The sequence below is a fragment of the Variovorax beijingensis genome (assembly GCF_007828835.1).
In the GTDB taxonomy this organism is placed as follows: Bacteria; Pseudomonadota; Gammaproteobacteria; order Burkholderiales; family Burkholderiaceae_C; genus Variovorax; species Variovorax beijingensis_A.
Map to the genome: position 1 here is coordinate 236,347 of NZ_VIVL01000001.1, position 17,795 is coordinate 254,141.

Genomic DNA, 17,795 nt, shown 5'->3' on the forward strand with positions numbered 1-17,795 from the left:
CATGGATAACGTCGGCCGATGGGTGGGCGGCAACCGCATTGCGCTGCTCGAGAACGGCGAGGAGTTCTTCCCGCGCGTGTTCGATGCCATTCGGGAGGCGCAGCGCGAAGTCATCATCGAGACCTTCATCCTGTTCGAGGACAAGGTGGGCCTTGCGCTGCATGCCGCCATGCGCTCGGCGGCCCAGCGCGGCGTGAAGATCGACCTGATGGTCGACGGCTTTGGCTCGCCGGACCTGTCGCGCGAATTCATCGCGGAGTTGAGCGCCGTGGGCGTGCGGGTGCGGGTGTTCGATCCAGGGCAGCGCATCCTCGGCCAGCGGCTCAACGTGTTTCGGCGGATGCACCGCAAGATCGTGGTGGTCGATGGCGAACTCGCGTTCGTGGGCGGCATCAACTATTCGGCCGACCATCTGCTGGACTTCGGGCCCAAGGCCAAGCAGGACTACGCGGTGGAGCTGCGCGGGCCCGTCGTGGCGCAGATCCACCAGTTCGTGCTGCGCGCCATCGCGCTCGGCGACAAGGGGCCGCGCTGGTTCCGACGCCGGCTCAAGCAGGCGCCGCCCGTCGACCGGGAGCCTGTCGGCGATGTGGAGGCGGTGCTCATCACGCGCGACAACCGCCGCCACACCGGCGACGTCGAACGCGAATACCTGGCCGCGATCCGCGCCGCGCGCAAGCGCATCGTGATTGCCAACGCGTATTTCTTTCCCGGCTACAGGCTCATCAAGGAGTTGCGCCGTGCGGCCCGGCGCGGCGTGGATGTGCGGCTCATCCTGCAGGGCGAGCCCGACATGCCGATCGTCAAGACGGCCGCCACCATGCTCTACCACCACCTGCTGCATGCGGGCGTGCGCATCTACGAATACTGCGACCGCCCGCTGCATGCCAAGGTCGCGCTGATGGACGACGAGTGGAGCACGGTCGGCTCGAGCAATCTCGATCCGCTGAGCCTGTCGCTCAACCTGGAGGCCAACGTGTTCGCGCGCGGCAAGGCCTTCAACCAGCTGCTGTGGGAGCGCATGGACAAGCTGATGCGCGAGAGCTGCCAGCAGATCGGCGTGGCCGACCTGGAGACCGGATGGAGCGGCTGGCGGCTGGCGCGCAGCTTCTTCATCTTCCACTTCCTGCGCTGGTATCCGTCGTGGCTGGGCTGGCTGCCGCGGCAGGTGCCGCGCCTCACCCCGGCCGAGGCCACCGAGCTTGCAGAGAAGCGCGAAAAACGCGAAAAGCGCGAGGCTGCCGGCGACAACGGGGCCACGCCGACGGAAGCGGCATGAGCGCCCACCGGCCGTTCCGAAAGCGCATGGAGGCCGCCCAGTGACCACACGCACCGCGAGACTCGCACGCCGGCCCTGGTGGCCCTGGCTGCGGCGCAGCGCGGTCTGGGCCTTCTTCGGCCTGATCGCCTGGCTGCTCGTGAGCCAGGCGCGTTCCATCGACTGGCAGGAGGTGTTCGATGCCATGCGCGCGCTGCCCGCGGCCACGCTGTGGCTGGCCGGCGCGCTGGCGGCCGGCAGCTTTGCCACCTACAGCACTTACGACCTGCTGGGCCGCCATCTCACGCGCCATCCGCTCGGCGCCCGCACCGTCATGGGCGTGACCTTCATCAGCTATGCCTTCAACCTCAACCTCGGTTCGCTGGTGGGCGGCGTGGCGTTCCGCTACCGGCTCTACTCGCGGCTGGGCCTTCCCAACGGCACCATCACGCGCGTGCTCGGCTTCAGCATGCTGACCAACTGGCTCGGCTACCTGGTGGTGGCCGGCCTGGCCTTCTGCTTCTGGCCACTGGCGCTGCCGGCCGAATGGAAGGTCGGCAATGGCGGGCTGCGCATCCTGGGCGCGGTGCTGCTGCTGCTGGCCGCGGGCTACTTCGTGCTGTGCGCCCTGGCCAGCGGGCACGTGTTCCGGCTGCGCCACTATCCGTTCAAGGTGCCCTCTCTTCGGATGGCCTGGCTGCAGCTGGCCATGTCGTGCCTGAACTGGGCGCTGATCGGCAGCGTGATCTGGGTCCTGCTGCAGGGCGCGGTGGCCTACCACACGGTGCTCGCGGTGCTGCTGGTGGCCGCCGTGGCCGGCGTGGTCACGCACGTGCCGGCGGGCCTGGGCGTACTGGAGGCGGTGTTCCTTGCCCTGCTCTCGCATGAGGTGGCGCAAGGCCGGCTGCTGGGCGTGCTGCTGGTCTACCGCGGTCTCTACTATCTGTTGCCGCTGGGCGTGGCCACGGTGGCCTACTTCGTCACTGAACTGCGCGCGCGGCGCTGGCGGCATACCGCGCCGTTGAAGCGCTAGAAGTGATAGGTGTAGCGCAGCCGGACAAAGTTTTCGCCCGGGTTGGGTTTCTTGATGCCGGCGTTCGAAAAATGCTGCAGCCGCAATGTCAGTTCATGCTTGCCGTTCTCGCCGAAGCTGCGTCCCACGCCCAGCACCTCGGTGAACTGGAACGCGGTGCTGAAGGTCCGGTCGGGCGTCCTGTAGAGGTGGTCCATCACCGTGCCGCCGACGCCGCCTTCGGCAAACCATGGCGAACTGCCGCTGTCGAAGCGGTAGCGCCAGGTGTAGATCGCGCCGATCTGGGTGTAGTTGCGCGAACCGCTGCCCAGGGCCGGCGCATGCCAATGGCTCGCGAACAGGTCCCAGTACGAAGTGAGCGCCCCTTCGTGCACCGGCTGGCGCGGCGACCACGGCAGCGTCACGCCCACCGTGGCCGACTCGGTGCCGCCCTTGTCGCCATGCGGCGCATGGCCGCCCTCGAAATAAAAGCCGCGCGCGCTGTCTTCGAACGCATGAGCCGGTGCGCCCAGCAGGCTCAGGACGCCTGCGAACACGGCGGCCCCGAGGGACGCGGACCTGTGTGCTTTCATGATGTGGTTGTTATCTGCAAATAATGAAAGGAAAGAAAAGAAATAATTACTTTCCGCTGCGGTCCGCGCCTTGGGTCGAGGCTATTGCCATGTCGGAAAGTAGGACTTGTTCAACAGAAATGCGGAGTCGATTTTGTTGCGGTGCAGCAATTGCTGCGCCTCGCGTCTATAGTGGGGCTCATCCGTCCTCCTAGATCGCCCATGCCATCCCTTACCTCCGTCGCTCGCCTGTCCAACCCGCTGATGCTGTGGGTCGACGTGGCCCTCAAGACCCAGGAGATGCTGCTGTCCTCCGGGTCCGTGATCCAGATGCGCACCGGGCGCATGGCCAAGGCGGGGCTCGCGCCCAGCGCGGCCGATCTCGCGGAGTTTCAACTCATGGGAAATGAAAAACTCGCCGCCGCGGGTGAATCGGGGGCCGCCATGGTCAGGCAATGGCACAGCAGCCATGTCTCGCTGGCGAACCGCGCGCTGCAGCAATGGCTTCTGAGTGCCGGGGCCTTTCTGTCAATGGCCGGCAGCGTCACCCCCGCGCAGGCTGCGGAGCGCAGCGACGCCTTCGTGCAAGCCACGGCCCGGGCGGCGGGCACGGCCAGCCGGCTTTCGGGCGCGGCGGTGCGCATTGCGCGCGAAGGGCTGAAGCCGATCCACGCTGCAGCCACCTCGAACGCCCGGCGGCTGGCCGCCGAACTGCGCGGCTGAGCGCGCCGGCGCGTTCAGCCGCGCGCCATCACCAGCGTCAACAACGTGATCTCGGACGGCGCGCCAAAGCGCTTGGGCGGCCCCCAGTAGCCGGTGCCGCGGCTCACGTAGACCCACATGTCGTGCAGCCGGTGCAGGCCGGCGGTGAAGGGCTGCTGCATCGGCACGAACAGGTTCCACGGAAAGAATTGGCCGCCGTGCGTGTGGCCCGACAGCTGCAACTGGTAGCCGGCCTGGGCCGCCAGCGTCGCGCTGCGCGGCTGGTGCGCAAGCAGCACCCGCGTGTGCACCAGCGGCGGCGCATCGAACAGCGCCAGGTGCGGGTCGCTGGCGTGCGCGGCGTCGAAGTGGCCGGCGGTGTAGTCGGTCACGCCCGCCAGCACCAGCTGGCTCTCGAACAGCTCTTCGTCGTTCTGGGCGCCCCGCACGTTGCGCGTTTGCAGCACCACGTGCTCATTGAGCAGCACCTTCAGGCCCAGCCTGCGCAGCTCGTCGATCCATGCATGTGCGCCCGCGTAGTACTCGTGATTGCCGGTGACGACGAAGGTGCCGTGGCGCGCGCGCAGGCCGGCCAGCGGCGCAATGTGCTCGCGCAGCTCGGCCACGCTGCCGTCCACCAAGTCGCCGGTGATCGCGATGGCATCGGCGCCGAGCCGGTTCACCGCGTCGACGATGCGCTGGATGTAGGCGCTCCTGATCGTCGGACCGACGTGGATGTCGCTGAGCTGCGCAATCGTGAAGCCCTCGAGCGCCGCGGGCAGCCCGCGGATCGGAACCTCGACGCGCTTCACGTCCGCGGTGCGGCGGGCATTGAGGAAGCCGACCATCGACACCAGCGTGGCCAGCACCAGCACGGCCATCGCGCTCCAGGGCAGCACGACATGCCAGGGCACCGGTGCGCCGAACAGCACGCTCGCGAGCCAGGCGAGCAGCAACCCCGCGTCGCGCAGCAGCGTCGACACGAACAGCGAGGAGAACCAGCCCATGCTGATCAGGCCCGTCCACTGGAGCAGTTCGCCCGTCGAGGCCTTGCGTCCGGCGCGGCGCGAGACAAAAGGCAGCGGGATCGTCAAGGCCGAGATGGCGAGCGCGGCCAGCGCGAGCGGCCAGGCCGGCGTGAGCATGGCCAGCGCTGGCAGCAGGCGCAGCGCAATGTAGACATGCAGGAGCGCGGTGAGCACGCTCAGGGAACGTATCGGCATGGGGGCAATGGGAACGGGCATGGCCCGGGACACGGCATCTGCAAGGCGCATGCCGTGCATTCAAGGCGGTCTCCGGCCAGCGCCCCGCTATTTTTTCTATAGCGCCGGGCAGCCGGATAGCGTGCGCTGCGATCGGCGTGAGCGGCAAAGCCCCCGTTCCGGCACGCCGCCGCCGGGCCGGGGCTCGCCGATCACTGCACCGCGCGCGTGCCGGCAGAAGCCATATCGGTGCCCGCCGGCCACACGAATGCCACCCGAGCGGGCGTGCCGGGCCTGATCTGCAGCGTCTGTTTGAGCGTGTTTCCGCGCAAGCGAGCCTCCACTTCATAGGTGCCCGGGTCGAGCCGCGCCACCATGAACGGACCGGCCGACTCCACGTTGTCGAGCAGCACCGTGCCGTGGCTGTCGCGCACGGTCACGCGCACGTCGGAGGCGAACTCGGCGCCCTTGTGGTCCTTGATCGCGAATTCGAAGGTGGCCGGCCAGCGCGGCGCCACCGTCTCCATCAGCTTGGCCTCGTCGCTGCCGATGCCGCCGCTCATGTATTCGATGCCGTGCGTCATGCGGATCGGCGGGTTGAACGTTGCGTGCGCCGAAGAGGAAAGCGCCGCGAGAAGAACGGCGCCGCACAGCATGGCGGCCGCCAGGGGCCGCGTCTGCGATGAAATCCGGGGGATCATGGTCTGGTCCTTTCTTGCTTGCCAGTCTGCGTGGCCGGGGAAAGCCACGGCGCCACTGTGCGGCGCACGGCTTAGGCAAGGCTTAACGGAAAGGGCCGGACCCGGCCGGCGCCGGGAAAGAAGACAGAGGGGAAGCTCAGCGCGCCGCCGAGGTCTGCGCGAGTGCCTGCGGCATCGGCGGCATCACCGAGGCCATGTCGAAGTTCGACGGCCACATGAACACCGCCCGGGCCGGCACGCCCGCAATCACCGTCAGCGTCTGCGTCATCGTGAGGCCGCCGAGCGTCACGTTCACGTCGTAGGCGCCCGGATCCAGCCGCGCAAGCATGTACGGCCCGTGCGACTGCGCTTCCATCACGGGGCGGCCCGTGTACTTCTCGCGCACCTGGACCGCCGCGCGCACCGGGAAATTGCCGCGCTGCGCGCTGTCGTTGATGCCGAACTCGATGGTGGCTGCCCAGCGCGGCGAGACCATCTGCATGAAGGCCGCCTCGGCCTTGTTCGTGCCGCCGCACATGTATTCGACGCCCTGCGCCATCTGGATGGGCGGGTTCGAGAACGCATGGGCCGATGTCATCGTCCCGAAGAATGCTGCTGTGCCGCCCAGTACCAATGCAGCCACCGGCTGCCGCAGACGCATAAGGTTCATTGCTTCGAGTCCTCGATCATGGGGTGACGTGAAATCCGTCGAGGATTTTGCTTAGCAAGAGTCGGGCTAGATATAGCGTTTACGAGGAAGGATCCTCGGGGAAGTACTGAACGCTATTGTTTTAATAGCTGATGACAGACGTGTGACGGGCGTCGGCGCCCTTTCGGGGGTTCTTCTCTATGAAAACCCTGAGAGTGCCGCGCTGTGGGCCCGATTCGACGCGGTGCACGTCCTCGGCGCCTACAGAGGTGCACCGAACCGCTCGCTATGAAGAAAGTTCGTACAGAAAAGGAGCTTCAAATGACCATCGGATCCAGGATCGAAGCCATGCGAAGAATGGACGCGCAGCGGCGCGGCTTCCCCGGCGAGCACCTTGCCGTGCTTGGTGCCGGCCTCCTGCTGCTCTTGACCGCGGGGCGCAGCCATTCGCTGCCGCGACGCCTGCTGGCGGGCGCCGCCGGCGGTGCGCTGGTCGGCCGCGCGGCCAGCGGGACCGGCGGCTTGGCACGCGTCGCACGCATGGTGCAAGGTGGCCGGGGCGGCAGGAGCACGGTTCGCGTGCACCGGTCGATCTGATGAGCCGGGCCGGCCGGCCGGCAAGGCGGCGCTGCCCCGTTTCGAGCGGGCAGGCCGGCTTTCAATAGGAGCCCGGCGGCGGCGTGTGCTTGACTCGCCGCGCGGAGGTCATGCAGATGAACTGGGCGCGCGCTGTGCCGAGCCGCGCGCGGCAGGCGCCCACCAGGCCGCCGACGGCGGATTTGGCGGCGTCCGCATGGGGCGACTCGCTCGGATAGGAGGGAGACATTCCGCACTTGCGCATCAGCCGGTTCACCTGGTGAATGCGGGCCACCTTGCGCGTCGCCGCGGTGTAGAAAGTCACGCCGATGGAGATCGACAGGCGATCGCCAGGGGCGGCAGTCCGGTCGACCGTGGATCTCGTCATATGAGGCGAGGTGCTCGGGAAATAGACGGCATCCCCGGGCTGCGCATCGAATTCCAACCCGCGCGGCAAGAACGCTTCGTCGAAGCGCACTTTCCCGAGCGATTGCGTGACGATGAAATCCTCCACCGCATCCGCCGGCACGATGCTGCGATCGCGGTGGTCCCAGACGTTGAGGATCTTGTGGCCATGCAACTGCAGCCAGAAGTTGTTCTCGCGATCGATGTGAAAGGGCGTGACGGAAGGCGGGGCGGAGAAGAAAACGAATCCGTTCACCCTGAAGATGTCCGGTTGCTCGCGTTCGACGAGGGCGCGCATCGAATTCACCACCGACATCAGCAGGGCCTGATAGCGCGGGATCACTTCAATGTTGTAGAAGGCCACCGACGAGCCCGGCTCCTCCACGCGCTTGAAGAATTCCGCAATGCTGCGCCCGTCGGGCGGCCGGCTGTCGTGCGCGAGCCTGGACGCGACCGTCCTGTCCGGGTTCATGAACCTGCATTGGTCCAGCTTCGAGAGTTCCATCCCGAGCTTCACGAGTTCAGGCACCTGAAACAGCGGATGCTCGTGGAAGCTGTGGTGCATCGGCGTGATCCTCTGGGTAGAGAAGCCGGCGGGATCGTCCGTCCACACCCGATACGTCGTTTCCGAAGCCACGACGGAATTCATGCTGGTGACGCACATCGCACCCTCCAGATCGCTTTTGGGCGCCTTTCCTCAAACAAGGCCAAGGCAAGGTCCGCGAGCAGAAGTAATACTTTAGAACTCAACTCTGAGAGTTTCTGCTGACTTTTGCCTGACAAAACAGGGCTTATTGGTGAAAGTACCAATGGGCGACAAAGGGCTGTCGAGACGACTCGGCGCGGCGGGTTGGTGGGTCTTATGGCTCGAAAAAAAAGCGCCCAGCAATGCTGGCCGCTCCTTTTTTCGTTTCACCGACCGGGTCGGGAATTTTCAGCCATCAGACGTCGATATTCGCCGCCCGCAGTGCGTTCTGCTCGATGAATTCGCGCCGCGGCTCCACCTCGTCGCCCATCAGCATCGTGAACACGCGGTCGGCTTCGATGGCATCGTCGATCTGCACGCGCAGCAGACGGCGCACGGTCGGGTCCATGGTGGTTTCCCACAGCTGCGCGGGGTTCATTTCGCCCAGGCCCTTGTAGCGCTGACGCGAGGTGGCGTTCTCGGCCTGGCCGATGAGCCACTTCATCGCGATGCGGAAGTCGGCCACCTTTTCTTCCTTGGCGCGCTCGCCTTCGCCGCGGCGGACGATGGCGCCCTCGCTGCTCAGGAGATTGCGGAAGGTGTTGGCGGCTTCGGCGAGCGCGGCGTAGTCGGCGCCGTGCACGAAGTCCTGCGTCAGCACGCTGCTCTTGATGTTGCCGTGGTGGCGGCGGCTGATGCGCAAGAGCGGCTTGTCGGTGCGGGCGTCGAACTCGCTGCTCACCTCGGCCGGCACGCCGGTGGTGTTGAGCTCGCGCAGCTTGGCCTGCAGCGCCACGGCCGAGGCTTCGGCCGCGGGCGTGGTGTCGAGGTCGAGCGCCACGCCGTCGGCAATGGCGCGCAGGGCCTCGGCATCCATGAAGTTGCGCAACCGCGCGATCACTGCTTCGGCCAGCTGGTGCTTGCGCGCGAGCTCGGCCAGCGTGTCGCCGGAGAGGGTGGTCGAGTTGGGGCCACCGGTCTCGATGCTCGCGTCCTTCAGCGCCACCTTGAGCAGGAAGGCGTCCAGCGCGGGGCCGTCCTTCAGGTACTGCTCTTCCTTGCCGACCTTCACCTTGTACAGCGGCGGCTGCGCGATGTAGATGTGGCCGCGCTCCACCAGCTCCGGCATCTGCCGGTAGAAGAAGGTGAGCAGCAGCGTGCGGATGTGGGCGCCGTCAACGTCGGCGTCGGTCATGATGATGATGCGGTGGTAGCGCAGCTTGGCGACGTTGAAGTCGTCCGCCCCGCCGCCCGCGCTGGTGGCGCCGGCACGGCCGATGCCGGTGCCCAGGGCCGTGATCATCGTGAGGATTTCGTTGCTGGTGAGCAGCTTCTCGTAGCGCGCCTTCTCCACGTTCAGGATCTTGCCGCGCAGCGGCAGGATGGCCTGGAACTTCCGGTCGCGGCCCTGCTTGGCGGAGCCGCCGGCGGAGTCGCCCTCCACCAGATAGACCTCGCACAGCGCGGGGTCCTTCTCCTGGCAGTCGGCCAGCTTGCCGGGCAGGCCCATGCCGTCGAGCACGCCCTTGCGGCGCGTCATTTCGCGGGCCTTGCGCGCAGCCTCGCGGGCGCGGGCGGCCTCGACGATCTTGCCGCAGATGATCTTGGCGTCGTTCGGGCGCTCCTGCAGGTAGTCGGTCAAGAGGCGGCCGACGATGTCTTCCACCGGCGCGCGCACTTCGCTGGACACCAGCTTGTCCTTGGTCTGGCTCGAGAACTTGGGCTCAGGCACCTTCACGCTCAGCACGCAGCACAGGCCTTCGCGCATGTCGTCGCCGGTGACTTCGACCTTGGCCTTCTTGGCGAACTCGTTTTCTTCGATGTACTTGTTGATGACGCGGGTCATCGCGGCGCGCAGGCCCGTGAGGTGGGTGCCGCCGTCACGCTGCGGGATGTTGTTGGTGAAGCACAGCACCTGCTCGTTGTAGCCGCTGTTCCACTGCATCGCCACTTCGACGCCGATGTGCGTGCCCGGGATGCCGCCGTAGGTGTCGGCCGGCTTTTCGCCAGCGGCATAGAACGAGTTCGGATGCAGGACGGTCTTGCCCTTGTTGATGAACTCCACGAAGCCGCGTACGCCACCGGTGCCCGAGAAGTCGTCTTCCTTGCCGGTGCGTTCGTCGAGCAGCCGGATGCGCACGCCGTTGTTCAGGAAGCTCAGCTCGCGCAGGCGCTTGCTCAGGATCTCGTAATGGAAATCGGCGTTTTCCTTGAAGATCTCGGTGTCTGGCAGGAAGTGCACCTCGGTGCCGCGCTTGTCGGTGTCACCGATGACCTTCATCGGCGACACCTCGACGCCGTTCACGGTTTCGAGCAGGCGGTTCTGCACGAAGCCGCGGCTGAATTCGAGTTCGTGGATCTTGCCCTCGCGGCGCACGATGAGGCGCAGCTTCACGCTCAGCGCGTTCACGCAACTCACGCCCACGCCGTGCAGGCCGCCCGACACCTTGTAGCTGTTCTGGTTGAACTTGCCGCCCGCGTGCAGTTCGGTGAGCGCGATTTCGGCGGCCGAGCGCTTGGGCTCATGCTTGTCGTCCATCTTCACGCCGGTGGGAATGCCGCGGCCGTTGTCGGTGACGGAGATCGAGTTGTCGCTGTGGATGGTGACGACGATGTCGTCGCAATGCCCGGCCAGCGCCTCGTCGATGGAGTTGTCGACCACCTCGAACACCAGGTGGTGCAGGCCCGTGCCGTCGGAGGTGTCGCCGATGTACATGCCGGGGCGCTTGCGCACCGCCTCGAGCCCTTCGAGGATCGTGATCGAGCCTTCGCCGTAGCTGGTGTCGGCGGGCGTGATCTCGATCGGTACCGCACTCTCGATTTCGGGCGTGTAGACCGGCTCGGTGTGGGGTACTTCGGGCTTGTTCTCTTCTGCACTCATTCGGATATTCCTCTATCTCTCACGGCATTCACGGGATTTCTCGGGCTCTCGGAGCCGGTTTTTCCTGCCTCTTGAAAGCGCAAACCCGCGGAGGGCCGCGGGCTGTCTGCGCAAGGCGCTGTGTTTTCTGGCTTCTAGATTCGCATCGGCATCACGACGTACTTGAAGGATGCGTTCTCGGGGATGGTCAAGAGGGCCGAGCTGTTGGAGTCGGCCAGGTCCAGCTTCACCATGTCCTGGTCCATGTTGGACAGCGCGTCGATCAGGTAGGTCACGTTGAAGCCGATCTCGATGGCGTCGCCGCCGTAGTCGATGTCGAGTTCGTCCTGCGCCTCTTCCTGCTCGGCGTTGTTCGACGCAATGCGCAGCGTGCCGGGCTCGATGTTCAGGCGCACGCCCTTGAACTTCTCGCTCGTCAGGATGGCGGTGCGCTGCAGGCTGGCCAGAAGCGGCGCGCGGCCGAGCGTGACGCTGTTCTTGTGGTTCTTGGGAATCACGCGGTTGTAGTCGGGGAACTTGCCCTCGACCAGCTTGGTGACGAACTCCATGCCGCCGAAGCTGAACTTGGCCTGGTTGTTCGCAAACTGCATCTCGATGGCGCCTTCGGCGTCCGACAGCAGGCGCTGCATCTCGAGCACGGTCTTGCGCGGAAGAATGACTTCCTGGCGCGGCACTTCGACGTCGAGCGTGGCCGACGAGAACGCCAGGCGGTGGCCGTCGGTGGCCACCAGGCTCAGCTGCTTGCCTTCGGCCACGAACAGGATGCCGTTCAGGTAGTAGCGGATGTCGTGCACGGCCATGGCAAAGGAAACCTGCGAGAGCAGGTCCTTCAGCGTCTTTTGCGGCACGCTGAAGACCGGGCCGAAGTTGGCGGCTTCCTGCACCAGCGGAAAGTCCTCGGCCGGCAGCGACTGCAGCGTGAAGCGGCTCTTGCCGCCCTTGAGCACCAGCTTGCTCGCGCTCGATTCGAGACTCACGGTCTGGTCGGCCGGCATGGTGCGCAGGATGTCGATCAGCTTGCGCGCGCCGATGGTGGTGGTGAAGTTGCCTTCATCGCCGCCGAGCTCGGCCGTGGTGCGGATCTGGATCTCGAGGTCGCTGGTGGTCAGCTGCAGCTGGCCGCCGGTCTTGCGGATCAGCACGTTGGCCAGGATCGGCAGCGTGTGGCGCCGCTCCACGATGCCAGCCACCGACTGCAGCGCGGCGAGGACCTTGTCTTGGGTAGCCTTCAAAACGATCATGTCTTCTTCCTCTTCTCTTATCTCTTTGAATCCGCCATTGAGACGCCATTCTCCGCTGTTGCGAGGGGCATGCCTGATGACATCCGGGATCAGCCCTTGAGCGTCTGCTCGAGCACGTGCAGCTGCTGGTTGAGTTCGGTGAGCTGCTGGCGCTCGCCCGAGATCTTGCGCACCGCGTGCAGCACCGTGGTGTGATCGCGCCCGCCGAACAGCTCGCCGATTTCGGGCAGGCTCTTCTGCGTGAGCTCCTTGGCCAGGTACATCGCGATCTGCCGCGGCCGCGCAATGCTGGCCGGGCGCTTCTTGCTGTACATGTCGGCGACCTTGATCTTGTAGTAGTCGGCCACCGTCTTCTGGATATTTTCGACCGAGATCTGCCGATTCTGGATCGACAGCAGGTCGCGCAGCGCCTCGCGCGCCAGGGCGATCGAGATCTCCTTCTGGTTGAAGCGCGAATACGCCAGGATCTTGCGCAGCGCGCCTTCGAGCTCGCGCACGTTGGAGCGCACGTTCTTGGCCACGAAGAAGGCCACTTCCTCCGGCATTTCGGCCGATTCGGCGCGCGCCTTGTTGATCAGGATGGCCACGCGCATTTCGAGCTCGGGCGGCTCGATCGCCACCGTCAGGCCCGAATCGAAGCGCGAGACCAGCCGCTCGTGGATGTCGGCCAGGCCCTTGGGATAGGTGTCGCTGGTCATCACGATGTGCGACTTCTTGGCCAGGAGGGCCTCGAACGCATTGAAGAATTCTTCCTGCGTGCGGTCCTTGTTGGCAAAGAATTGCACATCGTCGATCAGCAGCAGGTCGAGCGAGTGGTAGCGCTCCTTGAACTCGTCGAAAGTCTTGCGCTGATAGGCTTTGACCACATCCGAGACGAACTGCTCGGCATGGATGTAGAGAACTTTGGAATCCGGGCGGTCGGCCAGCAGCCGGTTGCCCACCGCGTGCATCAGGTGGGTCTTGCCCAGGCCGACGCCGCCGTAGATGAACAGCGGGTTGTACAGGTGGCCCGGCATGCCGGCCACGTGCATGGCGGCGGCGCGCGCCATGCGGTTGGCCGTGCCCTCCACCAGGGTGTCGAAAGTGAGGCCCGAATTCAGCCGGTTCTTGAAGCCGGCGTTGGCGGGCTCCTCGCCCGGGCCGGCCACGTCGCGCGGCACGTCGGTTTCGGCCAGCACGGCAACCGGGGCAGAACGCACGGGCGCTTCTCGCGGAGCAAGCGCTAACTCAACGGCTACCGGCTGGCCGTACATCTTCTCGGCCATGGCGGCGATCTTGCCGGCGTACTGGGCCCGGATCCAGTCGAGCTTGAAGCGGTTGGCAACGAACACCGTCATGCGCGAAAGGTCGTCCGCGACCTGCGCTGTCAGGGGCTTGATCCAGGTGTTGAACTGCTGCTCGGACAGCTCTTGCGCGAGCTGGTCGACGCAGGCTTGCCAGAGGCTTTCGCCGATGCCGTCAGTGGACATGGGCGCTTGAAAAAATGGTGAGACCCTCGGGCATTTTTTGGTATATGTATTGTGGATATTCTCTGCTGAAGGCGCTCGGCATTCTAACTTGTCAAAACCTTATCCACACGCTGCCGGCGGCGGCGAAAGGCCCGCAAATCCAGTCGAAGATTGTTGAGGGGCCGAATGTTTGCGATAATTGCGGGTTTCCCTGAAAACCTCATTGCGTCTTTCGGGGGCCAATCCGAAACACGCTCTCCGGCGCCCGCGGCTTTTTCGCCTGCGGAAACAGGGAATCAGGAACCATCATGAAACGCACATACCAAGCATCCAAAGTCCGCCGCGCCCGTACCCACGGCTTTCTGGTCCGCATGAAGACCCGCGGCGGCCGTGCCGTCATCAACGCACGCCGCGCCAAGGGCCGCAAGCGCCTGGCCGTCTGACGGCAGCCCGCCTGCCGTTGCCAGCAGCCGAACCGCCAGCGCCAGCTCCTGCAGCCAGCGCTTCCGGCCCGACCCGTAACGGCGGACTCGGCTCGGTTTCCATGCAGCGGCTCAAGACCCGCGCGCAATTCCAGGCCGTCCTCGCAGGTGCCACCGTGGCGCGCACTGCTCATTTCGCATTGCATCGCTGTGCGCTCGATCTTTCGTCGAGCGCACAGCCGCTGTTCGCGTCCGACGATGTCTGGCTGGGCGCCATGGTGCCCAAGCGCTGGGCGCGCCGCGCGGTCACGCGCAACGCCATCAAGCGCCAGATCTACACCGTGAGCGCCGCGCCCGACGCCGGCCTGCCGCGTGCTGCGCACGTGGTGCGTCTGCGCGCGGGTTTCGACCGCAAGGAATTCGTGAGCGCCTCTTCGGACAAGCTCAAGGGTGCCGTTCGGGCTGAACTCCAGCAGTTGCTGGCGCGCGCAGCGCGTGCGCCGGTGCCTCCGGCCTCGCCCTCTTCTCCCTCCTCCTCATGAAACGCCTGCTGATCGGCCTCGTGAAGGGCTATCGCCTGCTGCTGAGCCCCTGGCTTGGCCAGTCGTGCCGCTTCACGCCGACTTGCTCCGTGTATTCGATCGAGGCGCTGGAAGTGCACGGTGCGCTCAAGGGCAGCTATCTCACGCTGCACCGCATCGCGCGCTGCCAGCCCTGGTGCCAGGGCGGGCACGATCCGGTTCCACCGGCATCACAGTGTCGTACTGACAAGTCAGGCTCACTGTTTTCGTCTCTCCTCTCCTCCGACAAGAAGTCTTCGTCATGAACGATATCCGCCGCACGATCCTGTGGGTGATTTTTGGTTTCTCGCTGGTGCTGCTGTGGGACCAATGGCAGGTCTTCAACGGCAACAAGCCGACCTTCCTGCCCTCGAGCAAGCCGGCCGCCGTGGCCTCCGCCCCGGCGGGCGCCGCCGCACCCGCTGCCAGCAATGGCGTGCCCAGCGCGTCCGCCGCCAGCGGCAGCGCGGGCGCCGTGCCCACGCAGGCCGCCGCGGCCGCGCCGCGCGAGCAGGTCAACGTGACCACCGACCTGTTCAAGGCCGTGATCGACAGCGAAGGCGCCACGGTCAACTACCTCGAACTGCTCAAGTACGACGAGGCCGACCGCACCAAGCACGTGGTGCTGTTCGAGAACACCTCGCCGGCCACCCGCTACGTGGCGCAGACCGGCCTGCTGAACCCCGTCGATTCGGGCGAGCGCTTCCCCAACCACCTGACGCCGATGGCGCCCAAGGCGGGTCCGCGCGAAATGGCCGAAGGCCAGAACACGCTGGAGGTGAGCTTCGAAAGCGCGCCGGTCGGCGGCCTGAAATACGTCAAGACCTACGTCTTCAAGCGCGGCGACTACGCCATCGGCGTGCGCCACGAAGTCGTCAACGTGAGCGACCAGCCGCGCGATGCGCAGCTCTACATGCAACTGCTGCGCCACGGCACCGTGGCCGCCGGCACCATGTTCGGCACCAACACCTTCACCGGCCCGGCCGCCTACACCAACGAGAAGAAGTTCCACAAGCTCGACTTCAAGGACATTGCCAAGGGCAAGATCGAGCCGCCGCCGCCTGCCAACGACGGCTGGATCGCCATGGTGCAGCATTACTTCGCGTCGGCCTGGCTGCTCAAGGGCGACCCGGCCAGCGAACAGCTGCGCCGCGAATTCCGCGTGAAGGACCTGGGCGACAACCTCTTCACCGTCGCCATGGTGGCGACGCTGCCGAAGATCGCTCCGGGTGCCACGCAGGTCGTGAACAGCGCGCTGTTCGCCGGTCCCGAGGAAGAAAAGAAGCTCGAAGCCATCGCCCCCGGCCTGGACCTGGTCAAGGACTACGGCATCTTCGCGATCATCTCCAAGCCGCTGTACTGGCTGCTCACGCAGCTGCACGGCATCCTGGGCAACTGGGGCTGGGCCATCGTGGCGTTGGTGGTGCTGCTGAAGGCGGCCTTCTACTGGCTCAATGCCAAGGCCTACGCGAGCATGGCCAAGATGAAGGCCATCAACCCCAAGATCATGGAAATGCGTGAGCGGCTGAAGGACAAGCCGCAGGAAATGCAGCAGGAAATGATGCGGATCTACAAGACCGAGAAGGTCAATCCGATGGGCGGCTGCTTCCCGATCGTGATCCAGATCCCGGTGTTCATCGCGCTGTACTGGGTGCTGCTGTCGTCGGTCGAAATGCGCCACGCGCCGTGGATCGGCTGGATCACCGACCTGTCGGCACCGGACCCCTGGTATATCCTGCCGATCGTGATGACGCTCACCTCGCTGTTCCAGACCTGGCTCAACCCGACGCCGCCCGATCCGATGCAGGCCAAGCTGATGTGGATCATGCCGCTCGCGTTCAGCGTGATGTTCATCTTCTTCCCGGCCGGCCTGGTGCTGTACTGGATCACCAACAACGTGCTGTCGATCGCGCAGCAGTGGTTCATCAACAAACGGTTGGGCGTGCTGGGCACCAAGTAGCCGGCCCGCGTTCCGAGCCATCCCCGAAGGGCCGCGTCAGCGGCCCTTTTTGCTGAAAGAATCCGCACCATGCTCGCCCGCACCACCGATCCCATCGTCGCCATCGCCACCGCCTCGGGGCGCGGAGCGGTGGGCATCGTGCGGGTGTCGGGCGCCCGGCTCGCGCCGCTGGTCGACGCGCTCTGCGGCCGGCCGCTGAAGCCGCGCGAAGCCACCTACCTTCCCTTCCGCGATGCGGCCGGCGAACCGGTCGACCACGGCCTGGCCATCCACTTTCCCTCGCCCCATTCGTTCACGGGCGAAGACGTGCTCGAACTGCAGGCCCATGGCGGAACGGTCGTGCTGCAGCTGCTGCTGGCGCGCTGCCTGGAGGCCGCTGCCGAGGCCGATCCGGCCACCGGGCGGCCGCGCCTGCCCGGCCTGCGCGTGGCCGAGCCGGGCGAGTTCAGCCAGCGCGCCTTTCTCAACGGCAAGATCGACCTCGCTCAGGCCGAAGCCATTGCCGACCTGATCGACGCCAGCACCGAGGCGGCCGCGCGCAGCGCGGGGCGTTCGCTGTCGGGCGCCTTTTCGCGCGAGATCCACGCGCTGCGCGATGCGCTGATCCACCTGCGCATGCTGGTGGAAGCGACGCTCGACTTTCCGGAAGAGGAAATCGACTTTCTCCAAAAGGCCGATGCGGCCGGGCAGCTGGCGAAGCTGCAGGCGCAGCTCGCGGCCGTGCAGCAGCGCGCAAGACAAGGCGCGCTGCTGCGCGAAGGCATCAAGGTGGTCATTGCGGGCCAGCCCAATGCGGGCAAGAGCTCGCTGCTCAACGCCCTGGCGGGCGCCGAGCTGGCCATCGTGAGCGCGGTGGCGGGCACGACGCGCGACGTGGTGTCCGAGACCATCCAGATCCACGGGGTGCCGCTGCATGTGGTGGACACGGCCGGCCTGCGCGAAAGCAGCGACGAGGTCGAACAGATCGGCGTGGCCCGCGCCTGGGGCCAGATCGAGGGCGCCGATGCCGTGCTGTTCCTGCACGACCTGACGCGTGCCGGCCAGCCCGACTACGCAGCCGCCGACGCCGAGATCCTGCGCGGGCTGCAACAGAAGCTGCCCGCGAGCGTGCCGGTGCTCGATGTCTGGAACAAGCAGGATGCCGCGCCAGTGCCGGATGCGGCGGGCGCGGCCCAAGGCATCGCCCTGTCCGCCAAGACCGGCGTCGGCATCGAGGCGCTGCGAGAACAGCTGCTGGCCATGGCCGGCTGGCAGGCGGTGCCCGAGGGCGTCTACCTGGCGCGGGCGCGCCATGTGCAGGCGCTGGGCCAGGTCGAGATCCACCTGGCGCTGGCCGCGGACCATCTGGCGGCGCAGGCGCAACTGCTCGACCTGCTGGCCGAGGAGTTGCGCCTCGCGCAGAACGCACTGAATGAAATCACCGGCGAGTTCGGCGCCGACGACCTGCTCGGGGTCATCTTTTCTCGCTTCTGTATCGGCAAATAGAGACAGCCCGTCCGAAAAACGTAAAGAGTTGTAGTCGAAAACCGCGCCCTTCGCGGA

At 66.0% G+C, this 17,795-nt stretch carries 17 protein-coding genes; 9 read left to right on the forward strand and 8 right to left on the reverse strand.

Annotation, left to right across the window (positions count from 1 at the left end; translation table 11 throughout):
* Position 1: 1 nt before the first annotated feature.
* Complete coding sequence (gene clsB / locus FB547_RS01100; RefSeq protein WP_145738916.1) at positions 2-1,279, forward strand: cardiolipin synthase ClsB; 1,278 nt, start codon at positions 2-4, stop codon at positions 1,277-1,279.
* Between the two features lie 40 nt (positions 1,280-1,319).
* Positions 1,320-2,291, forward strand: a complete 972-nt coding sequence (locus tag FB547_RS01105) for a lysylphosphatidylglycerol synthase domain-containing protein (protein WP_145738918.1) — start codon at positions 1,320-1,322, stop codon at positions 2,289-2,291.
* Here the strand turns inward: FB547_RS01105 and FB547_RS01110 are convergent.
* Entirely contained in the window at positions 2,288-2,863 is a 576-nt protein-coding gene (locus FB547_RS01110) for an acyloxyacyl hydrolase (protein WP_145738919.1), read from the reverse strand. The two genes, FB547_RS01105 and FB547_RS01110, sit on opposite strands and share 4 nt — an antisense overlap.
* A gap of 201 nt (positions 2,864-3,064) precedes the next feature.
* On the opposite strand from FB547_RS01110, the gene FB547_RS01115 reads away from it, so the two are divergent.
* The gene (locus tag FB547_RS01115; RefSeq protein ID WP_145738921.1) at positions 3,065-3,565 is read left to right on the forward strand and encodes a polyhydroxyalkanoate granule-associated phasin; all 501 of its coding nucleotides are present in this window, start codon (positions 3,065-3,067) and stop codon (positions 3,563-3,565) included.
* Between the two features lie 14 nt (positions 3,566-3,579).
* Here the strand turns inward: FB547_RS01115 and FB547_RS01120 are convergent, their stop codons facing one another.
* From FB547_RS01120 to FB547_RS01130, 3 genes are all read right to left on the reverse strand, one after another.
* Complete coding sequence (locus FB547_RS01120; protein WP_145738922.1) at positions 3,580-4,827, reverse strand: metallophosphoesterase; 1,248 nt, start codon at positions 4,825-4,827, stop codon at positions 3,580-3,582.
* A gap of 131 nt (positions 4,828-4,958) precedes the next feature.
* Entirely contained in the window at positions 4,959-5,447 is a 489-nt protein-coding gene (locus FB547_RS01125; RefSeq protein WP_145738924.1) for a hypothetical protein, read from the reverse strand.
* 136 nt (positions 5,448-5,583) lie between these two features.
* Positions 5,584-6,096 carry a hypothetical protein gene (locus FB547_RS01130; protein WP_145738925.1) on the reverse strand — a complete coding sequence of 171 codons (513 nt, stop codon included), beginning with the start codon at positions 6,094-6,096 and terminating at the stop codon, positions 5,584-5,586.
* A 300-nt stretch (positions 6,097-6,396) separates the two neighbouring features.
* Here FB547_RS01130 and FB547_RS01135 point away from each other — a divergent pair, with 300 nt between their 5' ends.
* Positions 6,397-6,672 carry a hypothetical protein gene (locus FB547_RS01135; RefSeq protein WP_145738927.1) on the forward strand — a complete coding sequence of 92 codons (276 nt, stop codon included), beginning with the start codon at positions 6,397-6,399 and terminating at the stop codon, positions 6,670-6,672.
* A 61-nt stretch (positions 6,673-6,733) separates the two neighbouring features.
* Here the strand turns inward: FB547_RS01135 and FB547_RS01140 are convergent, their stop codons facing one another.
* From FB547_RS01140 to dnaA, 4 genes are all read right to left on the reverse strand, one after another.
* Positions 6,734-7,621: a cupin domain-containing protein gene (locus FB547_RS01140; protein ID WP_261380198.1), complete on the reverse strand. Its 888-nt coding sequence runs from the start codon at positions 7,619-7,621 to the stop codon at positions 6,734-6,736.
* A gap of 376 nt (positions 7,622-7,997) precedes the next feature.
* Positions 7,998-10,622, reverse strand: coding sequence for a DNA topoisomerase (ATP-hydrolyzing) subunit B (gyrB, locus tag FB547_RS01145; protein ID WP_145738931.1), 2,625 nt, complete (start codon positions 10,620-10,622; stop codon positions 7,998-8,000).
* Between the two features lie 134 nt (positions 10,623-10,756).
* Positions 10,757-11,863: a DNA polymerase III subunit beta gene (gene dnaN / locus FB547_RS01150; protein ID WP_012745167.1), complete on the reverse strand. Its 1,107-nt coding sequence runs from the start codon at positions 11,861-11,863 to the stop codon at positions 10,757-10,759.
* 89 nt (positions 11,864-11,952) lie between these two features.
* A complete protein-coding gene (gene dnaA, locus FB547_RS01155; protein ID WP_012745166.1) occupies positions 11,953-13,332 on the reverse strand; it encodes a chromosomal replication initiator protein DnaA in 1,380 nt (459 codons plus the stop codon).
* Positions 13,333-13,619: 287 nt separating this feature from the next.
* On the opposite strand from dnaA, the gene rpmH reads away from it, so the two are divergent.
* From rpmH to mnmE, 5 genes are all read left to right on the forward strand, one after another.
* On the forward strand, positions 13,620-13,754 hold the full coding sequence (gene rpmH / locus FB547_RS01160; RefSeq protein WP_007834827.1) for a 50S ribosomal protein L34: 135 nt from the start codon (positions 13,620-13,622) through the stop codon (positions 13,752-13,754).
* Between the two features lie 101 nt (positions 13,755-13,855).
* Positions 13,856-14,275 carry a ribonuclease P protein component gene (locus FB547_RS01165; protein ID WP_145738933.1) on the forward strand — a complete coding sequence of 140 codons (420 nt, stop codon included), beginning with the start codon at positions 13,856-13,858 and terminating at the stop codon, positions 14,273-14,275.
* Positions 14,272-14,559 carry a membrane protein insertion efficiency factor YidD gene (yidD, locus tag FB547_RS01170; RefSeq protein WP_015868039.1) on the forward strand — a complete coding sequence of 96 codons (288 nt, stop codon included), beginning with the start codon at positions 14,272-14,274 and terminating at the stop codon, positions 14,557-14,559. The genes FB547_RS01165 and yidD overlap by 4 nt, the downstream gene beginning before the upstream one ends.
* Positions 14,556-16,253: a membrane protein insertase YidC gene (gene yidC / locus FB547_RS01175; protein ID WP_145738935.1), complete on the forward strand. Its 1,698-nt coding sequence runs from the start codon at positions 14,556-14,558 to the stop codon at positions 16,251-16,253. The genes yidD and yidC overlap by 4 nt, the downstream gene beginning before the upstream one ends.
* A gap of 69 nt (positions 16,254-16,322) precedes the next feature.
* Positions 16,323-17,738, forward strand: coding sequence for a tRNA uridine-5-carboxymethylaminomethyl(34) synthesis GTPase MnmE (mnmE, locus tag FB547_RS01180; RefSeq protein WP_145738937.1), 1,416 nt, complete (start codon positions 16,323-16,325; stop codon positions 17,736-17,738).
* Positions 17,739-17,795: the final 57 nt, after the last annotated feature.

What these genes read in the sequence shown, in the direction of transcription:
- clsB (WP_145738916.1), top strand. Translation starts at nt 2, where the DNA reads ATGGATAACGTCGGCCGATGGGTGGGCGGCAACCGCATTGCGCTGCTC.
- FB547_RS01110 (WP_145738919.1), bottom strand. Translation starts at nt 2,863, where the DNA reads ATGAAAGCACACAGGTCCGCGTCCCTCGGGGCCGCCGTGTTCGCAGGC.
- FB547_RS01115 (WP_145738921.1), top strand. Translation starts at nt 3,065, where the DNA reads ATGCCATCCCTTACCTCCGTCGCTCGCCTGTCCAACCCGCTGATGCTG.
- FB547_RS01120 (WP_145738922.1), bottom strand. Translation starts at nt 4,827, where the DNA reads ATGCACGGCATGCGCCTTGCAGATGCCGTGTCCCGGGCCATGCCCGTT.
- FB547_RS01125 (WP_145738924.1), bottom strand. Translation starts at nt 5,447, where the DNA reads ATGATCCCCCGGATTTCATCGCAGACGCGGCCCCTGGCGGCCGCCATG.
- FB547_RS01130 (WP_145738925.1), bottom strand. Translation starts at nt 6,096, where the DNA reads ATGAACCTTATGCGTCTGCGGCAGCCGGTGGCTGCATTGGTACTGGGC.
- FB547_RS01135 (WP_145738927.1), top strand. Translation starts at nt 6,397, where the DNA reads ATGACCATCGGATCCAGGATCGAAGCCATGCGAAGAATGGACGCGCAG.
- FB547_RS01140 (WP_261380198.1), bottom strand. Translation starts at nt 7,621, where the DNA reads ATGCACCACAGCTTCCACGAGCATCCGCTGTTTCAGGTGCCTGAACTC.
- gyrB (WP_145738931.1), bottom strand. Translation starts at nt 10,622, where the DNA reads ATGAGTGCAGAAGAGAACAAGCCCGAAGTACCCCACACCGAGCCGGTC.
- dnaN (WP_012745167.1), bottom strand. Translation starts at nt 11,863, where the DNA reads ATGATCGTTTTGAAGGCTACCCAAGACAAGGTCCTCGCCGCGCTGCAG.
- dnaA (WP_012745166.1), bottom strand. Translation starts at nt 13,332, where the DNA reads ATGTCCACTGACGGCATCGGCGAAAGCCTCTGGCAAGCCTGCGTCGAC.
- rpmH (WP_007834827.1), top strand. Translation starts at nt 13,620, where the DNA reads ATGAAACGCACATACCAAGCATCCAAAGTCCGCCGCGCCCGTACCCAC.
- FB547_RS01165 (WP_145738933.1), top strand. Translation starts at nt 13,856, where the DNA reads ATGCAGCGGCTCAAGACCCGCGCGCAATTCCAGGCCGTCCTCGCAGGT.
- yidD (WP_015868039.1), top strand. Translation starts at nt 14,272, where the DNA reads ATGAAACGCCTGCTGATCGGCCTCGTGAAGGGCTATCGCCTGCTGCTG.
- yidC (WP_145738935.1), top strand. Translation starts at nt 14,556, where the DNA reads ATGAACGATATCCGCCGCACGATCCTGTGGGTGATTTTTGGTTTCTCG.
- mnmE (WP_145738937.1), top strand. Translation starts at nt 16,323, where the DNA reads ATGCTCGCCCGCACCACCGATCCCATCGTCGCCATCGCCACCGCCTCG.